Origin of the sequence: Fulvivirga lutea, from assembly GCF_017068455.1 — a bacterium.
Classification (GTDB): Bacteria; Bacteroidota; Bacteroidia; order Cytophagales; family Cyclobacteriaceae; genus Fulvivirga; species Fulvivirga lutea.
Genome location: NZ_CP070608.1, coordinates 2,678,378 through 2,698,456, shown reverse-complemented (window position 1 = coordinate 2,698,456; position 20,079 = coordinate 2,678,378). Strand labels below are relative to the sequence as shown.

The 20,079-nt window shown below is 36.0% G+C and carries 18 protein-coding genes; 13 read left to right on the top strand and 5 right to left on the bottom strand.

The genetic code is table 11. From position 1 onward, the window contains the following. The first annotated feature begins 3 nt into the window (after window positions 1-3). From JR347_RS12060 to JR347_RS12050, 3 genes are read left to right on the top strand one after another with little or no spacing between them, the layout of a single operon-like run. Window positions 4-261, top strand: coding sequence for a DUF2024 family protein (locus tag JR347_RS12060; protein WP_205720858.1), 258 nt, complete (start codon window positions 4-6; stop codon window positions 259-261). 4 nt (window positions 262-265) lie between these two features. Next, window positions 266-886 carry a hypothetical protein gene (locus JR347_RS12055; RefSeq protein WP_205720857.1) on the top strand — a complete coding sequence of 207 codons (621 nt, stop codon included), beginning with the start codon at window positions 266-268 and terminating at the stop codon, window positions 884-886. Beyond that, the gene (locus JR347_RS12050) at window positions 883-1,485 is read left to right on the top strand and encodes a MarR family winged helix-turn-helix transcriptional regulator (RefSeq protein ID WP_205720856.1); all 603 of its coding nucleotides are present in this window, start codon (window positions 883-885) and stop codon (window positions 1,483-1,485) included. The genes JR347_RS12055 and JR347_RS12050 overlap by 4 nt, the downstream gene beginning before the upstream one ends. Here JR347_RS12050 and JR347_RS12045 read toward each other — a convergent pair. Together JR347_RS12045 and JR347_RS12040 are read right to left on the bottom strand one after the other, a co-directional pair. Then, the gene (locus JR347_RS12045; protein WP_205720855.1) at window positions 1,482-1,931 is read right to left on the bottom strand and encodes a globin; all 450 of its coding nucleotides are present in this window, start codon (window positions 1,929-1,931) and stop codon (window positions 1,482-1,484) included. The two genes, JR347_RS12050 and JR347_RS12045, sit on opposite strands and share 4 nt — an antisense overlap. Window positions 1,932-1,983: 52 nt before the next feature. Beyond that, entirely contained in the window at window positions 1,984-2,565 is a 582-nt protein-coding gene (locus tag JR347_RS12040; protein ID WP_205720854.1) for a 1-acyl-sn-glycerol-3-phosphate acyltransferase, read from the bottom strand. Between the two features lie 106 nt (window positions 2,566-2,671). On the opposite strand from JR347_RS12040, the gene JR347_RS12035 reads away from it, so the two are divergent. The 3 genes from JR347_RS12035 to cysM are packed head-to-tail and all read left to right on the top strand — an operon-like array spanning window position 2,672 to window position 4,870. After that, complete coding sequence (locus tag JR347_RS12035) at window positions 2,672-3,106, top strand: TerB family tellurite resistance protein (protein ID WP_205720853.1); 435 nt, start codon at window positions 2,672-2,674, stop codon at window positions 3,104-3,106. Between the two features lie 46 nt (window positions 3,107-3,152). Continuing rightward, on the top strand, window positions 3,153-3,983 hold the full coding sequence (locus tag JR347_RS12030; protein ID WP_235689644.1) for a serine O-acetyltransferase: 831 nt from the start codon (window positions 3,153-3,155) through the stop codon (window positions 3,981-3,983). A gap of 2 nt (window positions 3,984-3,985) precedes the next feature. Next, window positions 3,986-4,870 (top strand): cysteine synthase CysM, encoded by an 885-nt coding sequence (gene cysM, locus JR347_RS12025; protein ID WP_205720852.1) that lies wholly within the window; start codon window positions 3,986-3,988, stop codon window positions 4,868-4,870. Between the two features lies 1 nt (window position 4,871). Here the strand turns inward: cysM and JR347_RS12020 are convergent, their stop codons facing one another. After that, window positions 4,872-7,310 (bottom strand): ABC transporter permease, encoded by a 2,439-nt coding sequence (locus JR347_RS12020; RefSeq protein WP_205720851.1) that lies wholly within the window; start codon window positions 7,308-7,310, stop codon window positions 4,872-4,874. A gap of 146 nt (window positions 7,311-7,456) precedes the next feature. Between JR347_RS12020 and JR347_RS12015 the strand changes: the two genes are divergently transcribed. Further along, window positions 7,457-7,855 carry a hypothetical protein gene (locus tag JR347_RS12015; protein WP_205720850.1) on the top strand — a complete coding sequence of 133 codons (399 nt, stop codon included), beginning with the start codon at window positions 7,457-7,459 and terminating at the stop codon, window positions 7,853-7,855. 4 nt (window positions 7,856-7,859) lie between these two features. Here the strand turns inward: JR347_RS12015 and JR347_RS12010 are convergent, their stop codons facing one another. After that, window positions 7,860-8,231: a tellurite resistance TerB family protein gene (locus tag JR347_RS12010; protein ID WP_205720849.1), complete on the bottom strand. Its 372-nt coding sequence runs from the start codon at window positions 8,229-8,231 to the stop codon at window positions 7,860-7,862. A 125-nt stretch (window positions 8,232-8,356) separates the two neighbouring features. On the opposite strand from JR347_RS12010, the gene JR347_RS12005 reads away from it, so the two are divergent. Further along, a complete protein-coding gene (locus tag JR347_RS12005; RefSeq protein WP_205720848.1) occupies window positions 8,357-10,111 on the top strand; it encodes a DUF885 domain-containing protein in 1,755 nt (584 codons plus the stop codon). Here the strand turns inward: JR347_RS12005 and JR347_RS12000 are convergent. Beyond that, entirely contained in the window at window positions 10,101-11,057 is a 957-nt protein-coding gene (locus tag JR347_RS12000; protein WP_205720847.1) for a sensor histidine kinase, read from the bottom strand. The genes JR347_RS12005 and JR347_RS12000 overlap by 11 nt on opposite strands. A gap of 310 nt (window positions 11,058-11,367) precedes the next feature. Between JR347_RS12000 and JR347_RS11995 the strand changes: the two genes are divergently transcribed. From JR347_RS11995 to JR347_RS11975, 5 genes are all read left to right on the top strand, one after another. After that, window positions 11,368-11,691, top strand: a complete 324-nt coding sequence (locus JR347_RS11995) for a helix-turn-helix transcriptional regulator (RefSeq protein WP_205720846.1) — start codon at window positions 11,368-11,370, stop codon at window positions 11,689-11,691. A gap of 151 nt (window positions 11,692-11,842) precedes the next feature. Continuing rightward, complete coding sequence (locus tag JR347_RS11990; RefSeq protein ID WP_205720845.1) at window positions 11,843-14,080, top strand: T9SS type A sorting domain-containing protein; 2,238 nt, start codon at window positions 11,843-11,845, stop codon at window positions 14,078-14,080. 250 nt (window positions 14,081-14,330) lie between these two features. Beyond that, window positions 14,331-17,360 (top strand): SusC/RagA family TonB-linked outer membrane protein, encoded by a 3,030-nt coding sequence (locus JR347_RS11985; protein ID WP_205720844.1) that lies wholly within the window; start codon window positions 14,331-14,333, stop codon window positions 17,358-17,360. A 17-nt stretch (window positions 17,361-17,377) separates the two neighbouring features. After that, window positions 17,378-18,697, top strand: coding sequence for a RagB/SusD family nutrient uptake outer membrane protein (locus tag JR347_RS11980; RefSeq protein ID WP_205720843.1), 1,320 nt, complete (start codon window positions 17,378-17,380; stop codon window positions 18,695-18,697). Between the two features lies 1 nt (window position 18,698). Further along, window positions 18,699-20,075 carry a PKD domain-containing protein gene (locus tag JR347_RS11975; protein WP_205720842.1) on the top strand — a complete coding sequence of 459 codons (1,377 nt, stop codon included), beginning with the start codon at window positions 18,699-18,701 and terminating at the stop codon, window positions 20,073-20,075. The last annotated feature ends 4 nt before the right edge of the window (window positions 20,076-20,079 follow it).

Genomic DNA, 20,079 nt, shown 5'->3' with positions numbered 1-20,079 from the left:
ATTATGCAAGCAGCAGTTTATGACACTTACGTGACGAAAAAGGATGGTAATCTTATGCACTTTGATATTGTTGTGCCCGCTAATGAATTACCCAAGAAGGTATTAATCTATGGTCAAAATTACCTTGAAAGTAAAAACCAGCAGGGACAATCAATAACCACAAAAGAGTGCCAGTTTTGCCACATTGAAGAGGCAAGTCCTGAAATGATCCGATCATTCAGTGAGCAGGGGTATTTCATAATAGAAATGCAAGGTTGCTAATAACATGAGAAAGCTATCACTATCTTATGACGTAATAGACCACGACATTCGGTTGGAAAAAGTTAACCTGATACTTTTGTTTCAGGTTAACTGCCCCGGATGCTTCCTCTACGGGATTCCATTGATGCATCGCATGCAAGATGAGTTTAAAAACAAAGTGGGGTTTGTGGGAATATCTACCGCCTTCGAGGATTTTGACAAAAATAATTTTGAGAACACAAAATCTCTGGTGCATAATGGTGCCTTAGTAGGTGAAACCGCCAAATATTTGAATCAAAGTACTCTTGAAAATCCAATTAATTTTAATGTAGTGATGGATAAAGTCATCAGTAAGGATGAAGCAATCACACCAGACATTATTATCTCCATTTGCAAAACCAATCCAAACTTTGAATTTTGGTCTGAGTTTGATCAAAATTTGTTACGCGAAAAGGTGACAAATTACCTGAGTAGCCTACAACATATTTACCATACATTTACATTGAATCATTTTAGAGGTACTCCAACGTTTCTTATTGTTGATGATGAATTAAATATATTTGGTGAATGGTTCGGCTATGCTTCCGTACAAGATATTAGGAATAAGCTGAAGCTGTTACTTGAAAATGAACATACTTCATCATGAAAAATATTTTTGACCTTGACCATCAATCGAACAATGTAAGTGCTAAGGTTTATGCCAGTTTGGAGAAGATTCACGACCTTATCAAAGGTTATCAGTGGGAAACTGCTAAAAATTATAAACTTAGCCCCCTTCAATTAAACATCTTGCTGTTTATTGAACATCATGATAAAAGCTTATGCAAACCGGCTCAGTTAGCCAAAGAGTTTATGGTTTCTAAACCAACAATAACGGAAACTCTTCATACACTTATCAAGAAAAAGTTAGTTGTAAAGGAAAAAGATAAGATAGATACGAGAAGCAGTTTTATTCGACTCACCAAAGAGGGAGAGAAATTAAATAAAGAGTTAAATAAGTACCCGAATGTTTTGGTCAATGCTATACAGCAATTGAAAAATGACGATCAGGAAAATTTATTAAAATCGAACCTACTTCTTTTAAATCAATTGGTGAGTACTGAAAAAGTAATTCCTGAACGAAACTGCTTCACTTGCTTTCATTATGTGGGTAACAAAGATGATACCCACAAATGCAGCTTACTTAAAAAACAATTGGAAACAAAAAATCTGAGAGTAGATTGTCCAGAACACTCTACCGTTTAATAACCCTCTTTGATATACCTTATTCCTTTATCCAACACGTTATTCCAGGAACTTTCAACCAGGTTATTATATTTATAATCGTGGCTCTTGATAGCTTGAAGCAAGCAGAATTTCCACAAGTCATATAATTTAGGGTTGATATTTAAATGCTTGCTATCATGTGATTCCCTAATTCGCTTTAATCCGCTTTTTCCAGCCAAATTCTCAGCAGCAAACATAATCATCAGATTAATGCCATGTTTTAATAACTTCTTCTGCTTTTCGAAATCGGTATTTTTAAATCTTTCCTTAATTTCTGGGCTGCTGCCTAAAAATTCCTGGTAAAATGTATCCAACACATCACCAGAAGCCAGACATCTTCCATAGCTGTTCTGAACTATGCTTATTTTATCTTGAATTGACTCCACTTCCATAACCGTACTTTCTTTATACAAAGAAAATAGCATTGGATATTATTCTTGACAACGTTAATCAGTGCAATAAATGATATTGATCATGTTAAGAGTATCGCTTATCAACACTAAAATTTTCAGGGAATTTGGCTGCCTTATTTTTATAAAAATCCATGATGATTTTCATGTCTGCATTAATATCGCCTGACGGCATAAAACATTGGCCCACTCCAGTGATGCGTTTTTTATAATCCATAAAAGCGAGACAGATAGGCACTTTTGCCTCCAACGCTGTGTAGTAGAAGCCGGTTTTCCATTCTTCAGTTTTAGATCGGGTGCCTTCCGGTGTAACCAACACGGTTAGTGGTTCCTTCGATTCTTTAATGAGCTCTACCATCACTTCAATCATGCTTCTCCTTTTTTGGCCGGGTACTTTAGGAGATCGATCAATCCATAATGCGCCTAAACTTTGAATCCAAGCCCCTATGAGCGGCTTATTAAACTCTTTTTTTATTGTAAATCGTGGCTTGAGACCTAGCTTCTTGAGTGCCACCATAGCATATACAAAGTCCCAATTACTGGTATGTGGCGCTGCCAGCATTACACAGTTATGTGCCTCAGCAGGACAAGGAGTGAATAACTTCCACCCTTTCCATTTAAAAATCAGATTGAATAATGAAATGATCATAAATGCTTCTAATCTAGAACATTTTCAATTACTTATGGCCTGAACAGCTTCTATTTATGATTTAATTATTTTATATTTCAGATATCTTTCACCTCACCTAACCACTATGAAGTTCACTGAAATACTCAACCTTTTCAAACAAGGAAAAAGTCAGGCTCATAGCCATATAAAAAACTTGATTGAAATAGCTGCAGCAGATGGCAACTTTGATGATGTAGAATACAAGCTGCTTCAATCTATTGCTAAAAAGCATGGAATATCTGAATCAAAATTAAAGGAGATTCAAAATAATCCTGAATCCGTAGAGTTTGAGGTGCCTGAGAAAGCAGAAGACAAATTTGGTCAGTTCTATGATCTTGTTCATATGATGATTGTTGACAAAGAAATACACCACGAAGAAATGAAGCTGTGCAATTTATTTGGTGCAAAATTCGGTTACGATAAAAAAAGAATGGACGAACTGATTAAAACAATCCAGGGAAATATTGAGAACGGTAACTCCTCTGATGACACATACAAAAGAATAGCCTGGATGTTATAAATAACTTTTAATTTCTTTAATCATTTCAGGCTCACTAACGTTAAGTTTGAGAAAACAATTAGCGTTCGTGGAAGAGAAATTCATCAATCAATTATTTTCTGATTATCAAAAGGCTTCGGATTGCCCACAACCTGCGGCAGTAGTTCATTTATTTGAATCTATATTGCACATCCTCTACCCTGAATTATCCCGTTTAACTTTTCATGATATAGATCAATTTAAAGGGCATATTCAGGATGTGAAGTCAGAACTTCATGAAATTATTCAAAAAGATACATGCGACCAGCCTACTATTAAAGATGTTACCTCAAGCTTTATGAACAGCCTTCCGTCCATTAAATTAATGCTGGATGAGGATATTGAGGCTTTGTTTGCGGGCGATCCAGCAGCTAAATCAAAAACAGAAGTCATTAGAACATACCCGGGCTTTTTTGCCATTGCTGCTCACCGCATTGCACACCAGTTTTCTTTATTCAATCTTGAACTTATCCCTAGAATAATATCTGAATATGCCCACAGCAAAACTGGCATCGACATCCACCCTTCAGCTACAATTGGCAAATCATTTTGTATTGATCATGGTACAGGTGTTGTAATTGGTGAAACTACGCTGATTGGCAATCATGTGAAAATTTATCAGGGTGTTACGCTCGGGGCCTTGAGTGTTAAAAAAGAAGATGCCAAAACAAAAAGGCACCCTACTATTGAAGATAATGTAGTCATTTATTCAGGTGCTACTATCTTAGGTGGAAAAACAGTCATTGGAAGAGATTCCATTATTGGAGGTAATGTTTGGATAACTGAGAGCGTTCCCCAAAAATCACGACTCACTTATGTGGAAAATCAAAAAATAAATCAACGTATCGAAAACCATTAGTTATGAATATTGAGCAGCTCATTGGCAACACTCCTTTGGTGGAGATCACTAATATCCATAAAAATGATATGGTTAAGATTTACTGTAAGCTGGAAGGCCAGAACCCTGGTGGAAGTGTAAAAGACAGAGCGGCCTATGGCATGATTTCAGGGGCACTGGAAAGAGGCGAAATTAAGCCTGGAGACAAATTGGTTGAAGCAACAAGCGGAAATACAGGAATTGCTTTGGCTATGATTGCCAACCTTAAGGGTGTGCATATGACTCTAATTATGCCTGACAACTCTACCAAAGAGCGTGTTCAAAGCATGACTGCTTATGGGGCAAAGGTTATTTTAACTCCTGCAGAAAAAACAATTGAGTATTCAAGAACTCTGGCCGAAGAAATGGCTGATTCAGGCGAATATCACATGCTCAATCAGTTTGCGAATGACGATAATTATAAAATGCACTACCGCACTACTGGGCCAGAAATATGGAAAGATACCAAAGGTCATATAACTCACTTCGTTTCAGCGATGGGGACAACTGGTACAATCATGGGTGTTTCCCGGTATTTAAAAGAGCAAAATAAGAACGTACAAATAGTGGGCACACAACCCACTGAAGGCTCCAGCATACCTGGTATAAGAAGGTGGTCTCCTGAATTTTTACCTAAAATTTATGAGCCCGATCGTGTTGACAGCATTGTAGAAGTAAGCACCGAACAAGCTACTAACATGACCAGAAGAATGGCCTCAGAAGAGGCAATTCTTGCCGGGATGAGTAGCGGTGGAGCCTTATTCGCAGCATTGGAAGTAGCCAAAGGCCTCAGTCAGGGAGTAATTGTTTGTATTACCTGCGATAGAGGCGATCGATACCTAAGTTCCGACCTGTTTGCTGAAAATTAATCTATTCGTTTCTTAATGTTTCTACGGGGTTAATTAGTGCGGCTTTAGTGGCATTATACCCTATAGTCAACCCTACTACAATAAGTATTACAATCAGCCCAATCAGATAGGTAAATACATCAATTTCAATTTTATATTGGAAGGCATTCAACCAATCAACGGCTGCATAATATGAAACAGGAATAGCAATTGTAAAGGCCAGGATTATTAGTATAGAAAACTCTTTAAATATTGATTTAAGAATAGTGCCTACTCCTGCGCCCAATACTTTTCTAATCCCGATTTCCTTCATCTTGCTTTGAGTAGTATACAAGATCATTCCGTATAAGCCCAAGCACGATATGATAATGGCAATAAGGCTAAAGTATTTGATCATATCCCCAAAATTATTGAACCCAGCATACTGCCTGGCAATGCCATCTTCTAGAAAAGTGTATTCAAATGATTTTTCTGGAAACAGCTCATTCCAAGAATTCTCCATATTTTTAACTACACTCTGAATATCATCACCTACTACCTTTACAGCCAGCAGCGGACTATTTTGTAAGTTAATTCCAATAGACAATGGAGTTAACGGCTGTGTTAAACCAATAAAATGAAAATCCTTTACCACTCCAATTACTTTACCCTGCTGCCCTTCTATGTTGAGTTCTTTGCCTATCGCTTCCTCAGGTGTGCCCCAACCGTAATCTTTTACCGCAGTTTCATTCACCAGATAAGCACCTGCTACATCCGAGGGGAACTCTTCACTTAAGGCTCTTCCGGCAATCACCTCTATGTCAAATGTGCTTAAAAAGTCATAATCACCACCTATATTGGCCATAATCATATTATCCTCACGAGAAAATCCTTCCGGAATTACCCCCCTATATACCGTTCCTTGACCGATCGGTGCGGATACCCGAGTTGTTGCTTTGATGCTTGACTGTGATTCCAACTTATCAGAAAAGGTTTTCAAGCGCATTTGAAAAGTGGAATCAGCACCTGAAAAAAGGCTATTTAAGTTTTGGCTGAAGAGCTGAATCATAACCACCTGATCTTTATCAAAACCTAAAGATTTATTGTTAATAAAATTGAGTTGCTTATAGATTAAAATTGATCCAACCAAAAGAAAGCTGGCTACAGTTAATTGAAATGTAACTAACGACTTTCTTAGTAAGCTTCCTCCGCCTGTAGCTTGTATTTTTTTACCTTTTAGTGCATTAATGGTATTAAATCCGGTAACAAAAAACGCAGGATATGTTCCGGCTAATAGTGTGATAAGAGCAGTTATAATAACTGTAATGGTTATAAGTTGTGAATCAACAACTTCAGTATAAACAAAATCCTTTCCTGTAAGATCATTGAGTATCGGCAATCCGAAATACACAAGTAAGTAGGACACCAATATGGAGATAATCACAAATAATAATGCTTCACTCAGAAACTGTCTAATCAACTGAGCTTTACCTGACCCTAACGCCTTTCTTATCCCTATTTCTTTAATCCTCGAAAAGGATTGAGCTGTAGCCAGGTTTACATAGTTAATTGAAGCTATTAACAGAGTAAGCACACTCACGGCAATAAATAAGTTGATATTCGACCAGGAGTTGGTGGCTGAAGGCTCAGCTAATGAAGTAGAACTTAAATGAATATCCTCTAATGGCATCAGCGTAAAAACTTGACCTAAATGCATGTTTGGATTCGCATTATCTTTTAAAAACTGCTCCATACCGTCATTTACGGTCTGTGGGTTCCCTCCTTCTTTTAATAATGCATACGTGTAAGAATGGCTAATTACAAAATTCGTGGATAGGTTATTGCGCATGATCTGTGCTGCCTGAGCATTTTCCAGATCATACATGTTATCATAGGGCAGCAGCATGTTGAATGAAATATGGCTATTGGATGGAAAACGCTTAACCACCCCAGATACTGAAAAGCTTACTCTATTAGCAAAATTTAATGTTTGCCCAATCGGATCATCTTTACCGAAGTACTTTTCAGCCATCTCTTCCGTTATAATCACCTGATTTTCTGATAATGCCGACTCCGGGTTACCCGCTACAAACTGCAAATCGAAAATGTCTGTAAAGGTTGTATCCACAAAAAATACATTCGTTTCTTCAAACACTTCCTCCGGGTTATCATCTCTTTTAATACTCACGTTTCTACCAAAAACACGTGCAGTAGTCTCTACATCATTAAAATAATCTGGAAGTTTTGGAGCAATAGGTGGAGGACTGCTTGCTAATTCCATTCCCTGAGCAGGAAGTGCATAATTTAAACGGTATATACGCTCTGATTTGGAATGAAATTGATCGTAACTAACTTCTTCTCTTACATAAATGAAAATTAGCAGTGTAAGTGCTATTCCAATCGAAAGTCCTGTGAAATTGATGAAAGCATAAACTTTGTTTCTCGCTATGTTTCTTTTAGCGGTAATGAAAAAGCGTATCATAAGTAGTTGAGTTTGGGTTATGCCTTTATACTTGTGCAACGTTTAATAGTTCATATATTTCCATGAGCGCAAAAAATAGCTAGTAAGTGGTAATTGCGTAGGTTTTTAGATTGTATTGAATTGATTAATTAACTACATTAATCCTTATGATGACTAATGGGGCTTATTCATTTGAGCAAAGAGATAACTATCTGCTAATTAAAGCTAGTGGTATAAAAAATAGTACTCATCAACTTTTGGAGGGATCTCGAAACGTTCTCGAACTTGCTATTAAATTTGAATGCAATAATATTCTTTGTGATTACCGAGAAGTACAATTTGATCTTAATCTTTCTGAAGCCTTCAATCTGGTTAGAATTTATGAGAACCAACTCAAAGAATTTAAGGAGTTAAGAATTGCCGGGTTAGTAGCTGATAGATACTTTGAACTAGCTGATTTTTGGGAAAAAATTAGTCGTAAAAGAGGATTTGACAACAAAGCTTTTACAACATTTGATGATGCTGAAGAGTGGTTAGTTACGCATCAATTAAATAATAGCCATTAATATATTAGCGATGTTTATCAATCATTTTTTCGATTGTAGCTTCCATCAGCTCATAGTGCTTACCAAATTTTCTGCAAATCTCTTCTTCCTCTGGGTCAATATTACCATCAATAGCCATTAGAGTGAGTAAATCTTCAAACTGCTCTAACCGATCGTCATACTTTTCCGGTAGTACAAATTCTATTTTATCTAACTGTTGCTCAATTGTACTTATATCTTCTTTGGTCAGCCCTATTCTATGTGCTATAGCTTCTAGTAGATGTAACTCAATTTCTGATAAATGGCCATCTGCTTTAGCCAATACCATTAAGTTTTTCAAGTGACTTTCCTCGAGCTTTTTGGCTTCTTCTTTACTGCTTTTTCTTCTAAAAATCATGTTAGTAATGTGAGTAGTTCTTAATTTATAAACAAAGCCAACCACTCATCAAAAAATGATCTCGTAAGATAAAAATAAATAAAACAATCTCTGCAAGTACTCATCTTAATTATTTAAACTTGAAAATGAAAAAATTAATCCCTCTGCTTCTACTATTAGGTCTTTTCTCATGTAATAAAGAAAATACAACGAACCAAGAAGAGCCTGCGACTTCAAAAAACGAAGAATTACATTCTTTATTTGAAGAGATTAGTGATTTCCTTTCTTCACCTGAGGACAGCCTATATTATGGACATCATGTGCATTCTGAGTGGGCTTCTGTGTCTGAATCAAGCCAAATAAAAGATGCTGAGAATATTCAACAATTTATCACGCAATTGGAAGCCATTTCTAATGAGTCTCTTGGTGAACAGGACTTGATAAGTAAAAAAGTGATGCTTATTCGTTTGAAGGATATGGTTGATGCTGTCAATTATAAGATGAACCTCATCCCGTTCAATGCAGAGGGTGGTTTTTACAATCAAATGGCATTTGTAATACCCAACTTACCTTTCGATAAAACTGAACACTATATCGATTATCTAGGTTGGCTGCCTAATTATCATAACAGACTTAAAGAAAACATTGCGTTAGTAAAAAAAGGCCTGGAGCTAGGTGTGGTTGCACCCAAGATCGTTGTACAGAATAACATTCAACTACTTCAGCCTTGGCTAGACCTAAAAAATAATGTGTTATATCAGCCTCTAAAAAAAATGGAAAATGTTGTTGACACAGAGAATGCAGAATTGATGAAAAGCATTGAAAATGAACTCATAGCTATCAATACCACCTTAAAAGAGTTCGATCAATTAATGCGAAATGAATATATGGCTGCGGCAAAAGAACAACCGGGGATTATGTTCGTACCAGAAGGTAAATCTTACTACGAGAATCGTGTGAAGCACTACTCCACTTTGCCATTAACGCCAGATTCGGTACATAATCTTGGACTAAGCGAGGTGGCGCGTATCAGAAGTCAGATGGATAAAATTATTGAGGAACTAAAATTTGAAGGTTCCTTTGAAGACTTTCTAAAATTCTTGCGTACTGACGAGCAGTTTTATCCTAAAACTCCGCAAGAGCTTTTAAATTATGCAGCATGGTTAAGCAAAAAGGCAGAAGGCCAATTGCCAAAATTATTTGATCATTTATACTCTCTCCCTTTTACTGTTGAGCCAGTGCCAATGAGCATTGCCCCTACGTATACTACCGGTAGATACGTTGGAGGATCTTGGGAAGCACATAAAGCGGGTATTTATTGGGTGAATACCTACAATTTACCAAGCAGAACATTATATACTTTACCGGCATTAACATTACATGAGGCTGTACCAGGCCACCATTTGCAAGGGGCTATTGCAGGTGAGTTAGATAACATTCCTGAATTCAGAAACAACTACTATATCAGTGCGTTTGGTGAGGGTTGGGGCTTATACAGTGAATATTTAGGGGAAGAAATGGGGATGTATGAAACGCCTTACGACTTATTTGGAAGATATACCTATGAAATGTGGCGTGCGTGCCGATTAGTAGTAGATACAGGTATTCACTACAAAGGTTGGACTCGCCAACAGGCTTTAGATTATATGGCCAACAACACTGCCCTTTCAATTCACGAAGTAACTACTGAAATTGATCGATACATTGGTTGGCCAGGGCAAGCAATTAGTTATAAAATCGGTGAAATTAAGATTAAAGCACTTCGTAAAAAGGCAGAAGATGCTTTAGGAGAAGACTTTAATATTCGTGAATTTCATCACGTAATATTAAAGAATGGTTCAATCCCGTTGGCTGTTCTTGAAGAGCAAGTTGATGGTTACATCTCAAGAACTAAAATTTAAGTTTAAACACAGGCACACGTGAAACAATCTCACCATTAATTTGGGAGGCTAATACCTCGAGTATTTCATCTCCTAAACCCCTATTAACCTGTTTAATATTGGCCAGTCCGTTATCCGTGTATGTGTACTTGCGCATTGCTTGGCTGGATTGGAGATTTAATTTAATAAAATTATGATTCTCAGGGTCGTAGGCATGCTTAATGGTATTACTAATTAATTCACTTGTAATTAAACCTAAATTTAGTGCTACTTCATTGGCTAAATCAAGGTCTTCAATTTCGAAATTAAGCTTTAAGATATTAATGCTTGGATGCAACATTAAAGCCTTTTCAATAATTTCAACCAAATATTTTTTTATTTTGATATTAGAATCAGCTGTTTTACTCAACTTTTCATGCAACAGTGCAACAGCAGATATTCTTGAATGCAACTCTTGAAGCCTGGTATCATTCTCATTATCAGAATTACCTATAGATAAGTGAATTAAAGATAATATGGATGATAAGTTATTCTTTATTCGATGATTTGCCTCCTTAATAAGGTTTCTCAATTCCAGTTCTTTAGAATCTCTCTTTGACCTCTCCTCTGTAATATCTATTAACCTGACATACTGAAATACCTTGTTATTAATTGTGACCCTTTTTGTTTCAAATATCGCCCAGAAATACTTTCCCTTTTCGGTTTTATAGTGATATTCATTGCGATAGACCTGATTTCGATCCAGGGCTTGTTGTATAAGCGCAATGTCTTCTGGCGTAAATTCATCTACATGATAATCATGACCAAATTTCGATAGGAAGCTTTCAGCAGAATCCATTTCAAATAACTGCACAGCAGCGTCATTACACATTTCGATAGCGTAATCTGTAGTGTTAATTAGAAAAAGGGCATCAGGAGACTCATTGAAAAATACTTTTAACAATTCATCATTATCAAAACTGGCCATAGCTGGATATTACATTATAAAATAATTTGGTGGTGGACAAATTATGGATGAATGTAACCTTTCTGCTCTAAATATAATTTTATTTCTCCCTTTATTAAACAATATTATTTTTTTGTATTATATAAACATGATATAATTTAATAATAAAGCTATTTAAATCAGAAAAGAGCAATTATTGTTTAACAATAAGTTCATTAATGATCTTTTAATCTTATTAAGTATAAACCTTCTTCTATACTCCTATATAAACTCATATTACAAGATTAATTCTCCTATAATAACGTTAACCTGATAGATATCTTTGATATTTATGACAGTTTATAAAAAACTTAAGTTTTTACGGTTTAAAGCGAACTTTACACAAGAGTATTTAGCATCAGAAATAGGTGTAGATTATACCACTTATGGTAAATATGAAAGTGGAAAAACCCCTATTAAATTAGATCAGGCTGTTAAAATTGCTGGTTTATATGGTATCACACTCGATGAACTTTGCAGTATAACCAAAAATGAAAAATTTACAGATTCCAGCACTACCCAAGAAAATTTAAAACTAATTATTGAATTAGATGGTAAAGAGTCATCATTGAATTTGCTCATTAGTAAACTTAAAGAAATGAACAAATTAGTTTAGCTCTAAAATTTTTTTTGATTATAATTGAAATCATGAGAATTGATTTCTTCTCCAAACCAATTCAACTTCGTAATCTACAGCCAGTTTTTGACTGTTAGTAGATCATTGCATCCTCTTTTTATTTCTTATTCTTTCAATCAATTCAAATGCAATGAAGAAGTTACTAATATACATAGTTCTTATACTCACAATCAATAAATTAAACGCTCAGGGTAAACTCATGCTTGTGGGTGGTGGTGGCGAACGAGACGAATCCTGGAGTTGGAGTAACCAACCTTACTCATGGGCAGTCGATCAGTCAACCAATAAAAAGGTAGGCATCATATCATTTTCAGAAAGCAGTGATCCGGAATGGCTGCCAGACTACTTTAAGAGTCTAGGGGCTGTTGATGCTGTTAATTTTATTATTAACACCACTGATCTGGCTAATAGCATTGACACTTACAATACCCTTATGGAATATGACGTATTCTTCTTTAAAGGTGGAGATCAGTCAAACTACTATCTCACTTACCAGGGCAGTGAAGTGCAAAATGCCATTTTAGATAAGTTTAACGCTGGTGGAGTCATTGCCGGAACTTCTGCCGGAATGGCCATGATTTCTAATCCATTTTACTCCGCAGAAAACGGTACCCTCTACCCTGACCAGGCATTAGCCAATGTTCTTGATTCTAAGATTACACTAAAAAACGATTTCATTAATTTATTGGATGATTACATCGTTGATACCCATTTCGTTGAGCGAGGCAGGTTTCCCAGACTTATAGCTTTCATGGCCAACTGGTACGAAGCTACTAATGAGTTGGTAGGTGGTATTGGCGTAGACGACAGAACTGCTTTTTGTATCGATGAAAATAATGTAGGTACTGTATACGGAACCGGTGCAGTAAATATATTTAGCGCTTCATCACTCAATCAAACAGATGGGAAATTAAATGAGAAAGACATTACAGTTACCCAACTACTGCATGAGTCTTCTTACGATCTAACAGCAAAAACACAGCTTGATACTTATACAGAAAACACCTCTCCAAATGTCGATAGTTATAAAAGATCAAGAGTAATTATTAGCGGATCCAGCAACGCTAATGAAAATAATAGTGTGCTTGATATCCTTTCTACTCTTGAAAAGGCCGATGCCATTGTAGTTTCAGAAATGGAAAGCAGTATAGAAGAAGAATATAAAAATGCTTTAGAATCATTAAATTTTGAAGTAACTCTAATTCCAAGCACCGTAGCAGATGAAGAATGTGGCTATGCCTCATTAAGAAATAAAATTAGAGAAACTGATGTATTTCTATTTGTAGGTAATGATTTGGAAGTACTTAGCCAGTTTCTGCTAGACAACCCTAATGGTCAGGTTATTGCCGACAAGTTATTGGCTGATGAAACGGTTTCTTTCTTTTTAGGTGATAATGCCAAGGTCGCTGGGCAAAAGTGGGTAACCAACAATCTATCTGACCCTTTTAACTCATATTTTGGTGATTTGGAATTTAAGGATGGTATAGGTCTAATCAATGGTTTAGTAATAACTGATGCTTACAGCAGTTCAACCACAGATTTTTACGAAAATAATACGAGTTCTATATTTTACGGATTAGCCAAATACAATCTTCAGCATGGAATATTAATTAATAGAAACTCAATCGTTGATATTTTTAACGAAAATGACGAGACATTACTAACAGGTGGTGGTAATTATTCAAGCATTGTCGTAACAAACACTTCTACAAGTGGAGATTTTGCCAATCAACAAGTAAACGCTGGAGGTAATGTAAGAAATGTTGCCGGGTTTGATCAGATGAAGGTTTCTTTCGTCCACAATTCAATATTGAAGCTGGGTAATTCATTATCATCAGACATACAATTCACAAATGAATTGGCCAGACCAACCAATTTAACTATTACTGATAATGTGATCACATTTGACTATGATTATCAAAACCCTGAAAAATTTATTCTTGAGAAAAAGATAGATGAAGGTGAGTTTGAAATACTAGCAGAAATATCGGGTGAAATGCGAAGTGCAATAGATACAGATCTTATAAACAATCAATTAATTTCTTATAGAATAAAAGCGGTTGATGGCTCCATAGAGTCATGCTATTCAGAAATAGTTCAGTATCGCGTAATAACTTCAACTGACAACGCAATACAAAATAATCTAGTAGTCTATCCTAATCCGTGCACAACCGGACGACTCAAATTAGAATCCAATTCCCATTGGACATATTCTATTTATGATTTGCTAGGTAATTTAATTTATTCCAATACAGATATTAAAGAGCAAGTAATGGATGTATCTACCTTAAAATCAGGAACTTATTTAGTTATTGGAAGAAATGAGAAAATTATTGAAAGAAAAAAAGTGATTATTTTAAACGATTGATATTCTTGACTTAAAGTTAAAATTAACTTATCATTGGAATAACATCGAAAAAGTGTTGATGAATCGTTTACCAAAAACATCTTTACGTCCAATAGGTGCAAAAGGCGCCAAGCCAATCAGTTTACTGAATTTGCAGCCTATCTTCAACTGCTAGATTTTTGCTATTTCCTTATTGATGTTCGCTTGACTCTTAAGCGATTACGTCATCCTCTATTTATTACTTTTTATTAACTAATTAAACTTAATGTATATGAAGCGCATAGCAATGCTCTTTTCTATGTGTTTGTGTATTAGCATTTCTGCAATTGCACAAACCAAAGTGAGTGGTAAAGTCACCTCATTTGAAGATGGTGAACCTTTACCTGGCGTAAGTGTAGTTATTAAAGGAACTACCTCAGGTACGGTAACTGATATTGATGGTGCATATACTATCGAAGCCCCTAACCCTGAAAGCACTCTAATTTTCTCCTTTATAGGAATGGTAACCGAAGAAATCACTGTTGGTAATCAATCGGTTATTGATGTTCAACTTGTACCTGATATCACACAACTTTCAGAAGTTGTAGTTGTAGGTTACGGAACTCAAAAACGAAAAGATATTACGAGTTCTATATCGACTGTTGATAATGAATTAATTGCTAATGTACCTGCTAATTCGAGTTTTGATGGTGCTTTGCAAGGTAGAACAGCTGGATTAAATATTGCTACTTCAAGTGCTACTCCTGGTGCCCGTGCATCTGTCAATATCAGAGGTGTAACCTCATTCGGAGCAAGTAGTCAACCACTATATGTTGTTGATGGTATACCACTTGTAGCATCAAACAACTCAGCTTTAAGCTCAAATATTCAACCATTAAATCCATTAGCAGATATTAACCCTAATGATATCGAAACTATATCAGTATTAAAGGATGCGTCTGCCGCTGCCATTTACGGATCAAGAGGTGCTAATGGCGTTATTATAATAACTACAAAACGCGGTAAAGCTGGAAAAACCAAATTTAATATTGGTTATAATACTAGTATCTCAAAGGTCAACAACATTCCAGAATTGATGAGTTCAAAACAATGGATTGAATTTATGAATGCAGCTGCGGAGTTTGATGGTTTAGGCCCTAACTACTGGAATTCAACTTTAGGAGATCCAAATGACCCTAATTTACCAACGTACAATGCATATGACGAAATATTGAGAACAGCCATAGCGCATAATGTGGATTTAAGCGCGCAAGGTGGTGATGAAAAAACAAAGTTTTTCTTTTCAGGGAATTATTTCGATCAAGAAGGCATTCAATTAGGACAAAATTTTGAACGTATCTCAGGTCGATTAAATTTAGACCACTCTGCTTCGGAAAAGTTGGGAATAAGTTCAAACCTCTATGTTTCCAGAACGAATCATCAACGCACCATTGGTGAAAATGATGAATATGGTGTAGTTGTTAATGCACAAGCTTGGGACCCTACCGCTCCTTTATTTGAAGAAGACGGTTCTTACTCCAATCCATTCGATTATAATGGCTGGTGGGCATTAGAAAACCCAGTTTATATTGCGAATGAGTATAAAAATGAATCTGAAACAACAAGATTGTTTGCCACCATATCAGGAACTTATGAAATCATTGAAAACTTAAATTTCAAATCATCCTGGTCGGTAGATATTAATTCTTTAATTGACGAAGGATTCGTACCTATAGGAAGTCAACAGGCATCTGTTGGTTCAGGTATTTATGCAACTTATAGTGAATCTTCGTGGTTAAATGAGAACACATTAACCTATGATTTTACTTTAAATAATGATCACAGATTCAATTTATTAGCTGGCTATACCCTGCAAGAATCAAGGGCCAAATTTTCAGACGTATCTGGTACTGGTTTTTCTGATAATAGGGTACAAACAATTTCCACTGCTGCAAATAGAACTGGAAGTTCATCAGTTACTTCTTTTGGTTTTGAGTCTGTGATAGGTCGAATAAATTACAATTACAGAGACAAGTATTTAATTAATTTAACATACCGAAGTGATGGTTCTTCAAGGTTTGGTAAAGACAACAGAATAGGAAACTTTCCTTCTGTTTCTTTAGGGTGGAGATTATCAAATGAGAATTTTTTTACTCCTCTGGCCAATGTATTTAGTGATTTTAAATTGAGAGCCAGCTATGGAACAATTGGAAATGCTGAAATAGGCAACTTTAGATCACAGAATATATATAGTTTTGATGATTCCTATAATGGTTCAGGTGGAGCAAGTGCTTCTCAACTAGGTAACCCCACTGTGAGTTGGGAGTCTACAACTCAACTGAATTTAGGCCTGGATTTTTCATTATTTGATGGAAAAATAAGTTTAACTGCCGATTATTTCGAAAAAGAAACAACTGATCTTCTTTTTGATCAAGATATTCCAGGCACAACAGGATTCAGAGATATTATCTCAAATGAAGGAGAAATCAACAATAAAGGTTTTGAATTCAGTATAAATGCGAATATCCTAAGAAGAGGTGATTTTACGTGGTCGGCAAATGCAAACTTTACTCACATTGAGAATGAAGTTGTGGATGTAATTAATAATGGACAGGTATTATCAAGAAACTTTGTCCTTCTTGAAGGGAAACCAATAAGTCAATTGTACTTAATAAAATTTCAAGGTGTAGACCCATTTACGGGAGATGCTGTATTTGAAGATTTTAACGGTGACGGCATCATTAATTTAGATGATCGTCAAGCTGTTGGGTCAGGTATTCCGACTTACTTTGGTGGATTTAACAACACGTTTACTTACAAAGGCTTATCATTAGATGTCTTTTTTCAGTTCAGTGGAGGTAATAAAATCTTTAATCAGAGTAGGCATGCCTATCAAAACTATGGGTCATTGCAAAGTGGTTTGCCTTATGGAAACCAAAGTATAGAATCATTAAATTATTGGAGACAACCCGGTGATATAACAAATATTCCAAGACCATCTTTAGCCGGTCCTAGCGATCCTGATGCTCAATGGCAAAGATTTAGCACTCAATATTTGGAAGATGGAGATTTCATGAGATTAAAGAACGTGAAGCTATCTTATAGTTTACCAAAGTCAATTATTGAAAAAGCTAAATTATCAAATGTTGAAATTTACGTACAAGGGAGGAATTTAATTACCTGGACTGATTACTTAGGCTTTGACCCTGAAGTATCCACAAATACAGATTCTGATGAAGCATTGAACACATCGCAAGGAGAAGACTTCGGAACATTGGGTCAGGCAAGAAGCTATAGTATTGGAATTAATATTGGACTATAATATCAATTAATATGAAATTGAAATACATAATTATATATGGACTATTCTTGACTGGATGTAATGTTTTAGATCAAGAACCAGAGACGTTTGTTCAAACCCAAAATGCTCTAGTTGATAGACAATCAGCTACGGCTGCCGTAAACGGTTTATATCATACATTGCAAGATGGTGATTATTACGGTGGAAGATACATAATGGCGACAGAAATGGTAGCTGGAAATGGTACTGCATCAGCATTTCAGGCATTTTGGCAAGAGTTAGCAAGTGGTCGAGTACCAGCATCAAACTTTCATGTTGAGGATAGCTGGATAGCACTATATGCTACAGTCAATGCAGCAAATATTGTGATTGAATATATTCCGCAAATATCTGAACTTACAGAATCAGAAAAAAGTGATATGCTCGGCCAGGCCTATTTTATAAGAGGTTTGGCATTTTTCGATGCATTGAGACAATATGGTGAATTTTTTAATGTTAGTTCTGAATTTGGAATTCCATTAAAACTACAGCCCTCACTGGCACCTTCGGAAACAGCTCGTGCTACTGTTGCAAACTCGTATACTCAAATTGAGTCTGACTTACAGGAGGCTATAGATCGACTAGAAAGTGCAAGCCCATTCTTTGCTTCAAAAGTTGCAGCAAAAGCACTTAAAGCACGAGTGCATCTTTATCAAAATGAGTTCGATCAAGCAGAAACTTTAGCAACTGAAGTGATCAATGAGCTAGGTAATTTACCTGATGACTATAACGAAATCTACACAACTGAAGAATCATCCGAAGCTATTTTTGAGTTGGAGTTTATACAACAAGATGATCCTAATGTATGGTCAATAGAAATGTATAACAACCCTCCTGAAGTTTCAGTAACCAATAATCTCATCGACTTTTTCAACAATAGAAATGAAAATGAGCGAGGAATGCTATTTGAAACAACAAGTAGTGGATTAAACAGATGTATTAAATATGGCACAACCCCTCAAGAAGATGGTGAAAATACGATTATAATTCGTCTATCTGAGATGTATTTAATCCGTGCTGAAGCCTTAGGAAGAGATGGAGTTCCTAATGATGCCTTACCGGATATCAATGCGGTAAGAAATAGAGCAGGTTTAACTTCATTTACAAATATTGCCAGTGATGCAGAACTACTGACTGTGCTACTTAATGAGCGAAGAGCAGAGTTTGCCTTTGAAGGCCACTACTGGTTTGACATGGTGCGCTATGGAAGAATGGAATCGATTCGTGGCTTAGAAAGCTTTAGAAGGATTTTTCCTATACCAAGAAGAGAGATTAATATCTCTGATGGAACATTAGTACAAAACCCAGAATACAATTAATATGAAAACATATATAAAAAATAATCATTGGTTAATGGCTTTATTTCTGTCATTAGCCATTTTTGGAGGCTGCTCCGATGATGACGATAATGAGCTTGGGCCCGCTCCTACAGCTGATTTCACCATTGCTGAGTCCAGTATTTTAAAACAAGGTGAGGAAGTTACTTTTACAGCATCCGCAGTTAATGCGTTCTCTTACAAGTGGTCTTTTGGAGATGGAAATGTAGCTGTTGGAAAGTCTGTGACACATGTATACAGTGAGCCAGGTACATTTACTGTTACACTAGAAGCTTCTGGCAATGGCCAAAGAGATTTGGCATCACAAGAAGTAATAATTGAAGGTTTAATTCCTGAAACGGCATTTTCAGTAGAAAATTCAGATGATTTACGTGTTTCCACAACCGTTCAGTTTGTAAATGAAACTGTTAATGGAATTAGCTATGTGTGGGATTTTGGCGATGCGAATAACTCTACTAGTACCGAAGAAAATCCAACCTTTGTTTATACCACAGCAGGAGATTTTGATGTTAAGCTAACAGCCACAGGAACGGGCGGAGAAAGTTCATCAACGGTTACAATAACTATTAATCCAAATGACTTTGAACTATACTTCATTAACAATACCGACTTAAAAGTTCAAAAAATCAATTTGAATGATCCTGAAACAATAGTGGATGTCTTTGATTTACCAGGGTTTAGTTTTGGCTTAGCCTATGATCCTGAATTTGATGAGCTATATTTTTCCGATGATGATGCGTTCAAAATTTTCAGAAATTCAGTTAATGGTGGTAATGAAGTTGAAATCACTGATGGACTAAATGGACCTCGGGATATTGCATTGGATGTTGCCAATAATCGATTATTTGTAACAGAAAGATCATCCGATCAAATCACTGAAGTTGATTTATCTACTGGTACTAAATCGGTAGTATATAGTGTAGCTGATGATGGTTTATTCTTACTGCCAGTGGGGCTAGATCTATACAATGGCAACCTTTATGCAACTGCAGTTGATTTCGATGCTGAAACTGTTTGGACAGGAAATGTTGATGGTTCAGGTATTTCCAAAATCATTGACTACAGTTCCGGTGGCTTTGGCTATGGAATTGAAGTAGATAAAGTAAACGAGAAAATTTACTTTGATGACAATGACGGAAGTAATATTCTAAGAGCTGATTTAGATGGGTCAAATATTGAAACTGTTGGCGCCCCATCTGACCGCGTATATGGAATTGCTATTAATAACGAGACGGGTAAATTCTACTTTGCAAGCCGCGATGGAGTAATTAAAGAGGCTAACCTAGATGGTTCTGAAGAAAAAGTACTTATCGATACAACTGTTGATATTCGTGGCCTGATTATTAGAAAATCTAACTAAAGAA

Coding starts and splice junctions, on each gene's coding strand:
- JR347_RS12055 (WP_205720857.1), top strand. CDS start 266: ATGAGAAAGCTATCACTATCTTATGACGTAATAGACCACGACATTCGG.
- JR347_RS12040 (WP_205720854.1), bottom strand. CDS start 2,565: ATGATCATTTCATTATTCAATCTGATTTTTAAATGGAAAGGGTGGAAG.
- cysM (WP_205720852.1), top strand. CDS start 3,986: ATGAATATTGAGCAGCTCATTGGCAACACTCCTTTGGTGGAGATCACT.
- JR347_RS11995 (WP_205720846.1), top strand. CDS start 11,368: ATGACAGTTTATAAAAAACTTAAGTTTTTACGGTTTAAAGCGAACTTT.
- JR347_RS11985 (WP_205720844.1), top strand. CDS start 14,331: ATGAAGCGCATAGCAATGCTCTTTTCTATGTGTTTGTGTATTAGCATT.
- JR347_RS11975 (WP_205720842.1), top strand. CDS start 18,699: ATGAAAACATATATAAAAAATAATCATTGGTTAATGGCTTTATTTCTG.
- JR347_RS12035 (WP_205720853.1), top strand. CDS start 2,672: ATGAAGTTCACTGAAATACTCAACCTTTTCAAACAAGGAAAAAGTCAG.
- JR347_RS11990 (WP_205720845.1), top strand. CDS start 11,843: ATGAAGAAGTTACTAATATACATAGTTCTTATACTCACAATCAATAAA.
- JR347_RS12010 (WP_205720849.1), bottom strand. CDS start 8,231: ATGATTTTTAGAAGAAAAAGCAGTAAAGAAGAAGCCAAAAAGCTCGAG.
- JR347_RS12060 (WP_205720858.1), top strand. CDS start 4: ATGCAAGCAGCAGTTTATGACACTTACGTGACGAAAAAGGATGGTAAT.
- JR347_RS12020 (WP_205720851.1), bottom strand. CDS start 7,310: ATGATACGCTTTTTCATTACCGCTAAAAGAAACATAGCGAGAAACAAA.
- JR347_RS12045 (WP_205720855.1), bottom strand. CDS start 1,931: ATGCTATTTTCTTTGTATAAAGAAAGTACGGTTATGGAAGTGGAGTCA.
- JR347_RS12000 (WP_205720847.1), bottom strand. CDS start 11,057: ATGGCCAGTTTTGATAATGATGAATTGTTAAAAGTATTTTTCAATGAG.
- JR347_RS12015 (WP_205720850.1), top strand. CDS start 7,457: ATGATGACTAATGGGGCTTATTCATTTGAGCAAAGAGATAACTATCTG.
- JR347_RS12005 (WP_205720848.1), top strand. CDS start 8,357: ATGAAAAAATTAATCCCTCTGCTTCTACTATTAGGTCTTTTCTCATGT.
- JR347_RS12050 (WP_205720856.1), top strand. CDS start 883: ATGAAAAATATTTTTGACCTTGACCATCAATCGAACAATGTAAGTGCT.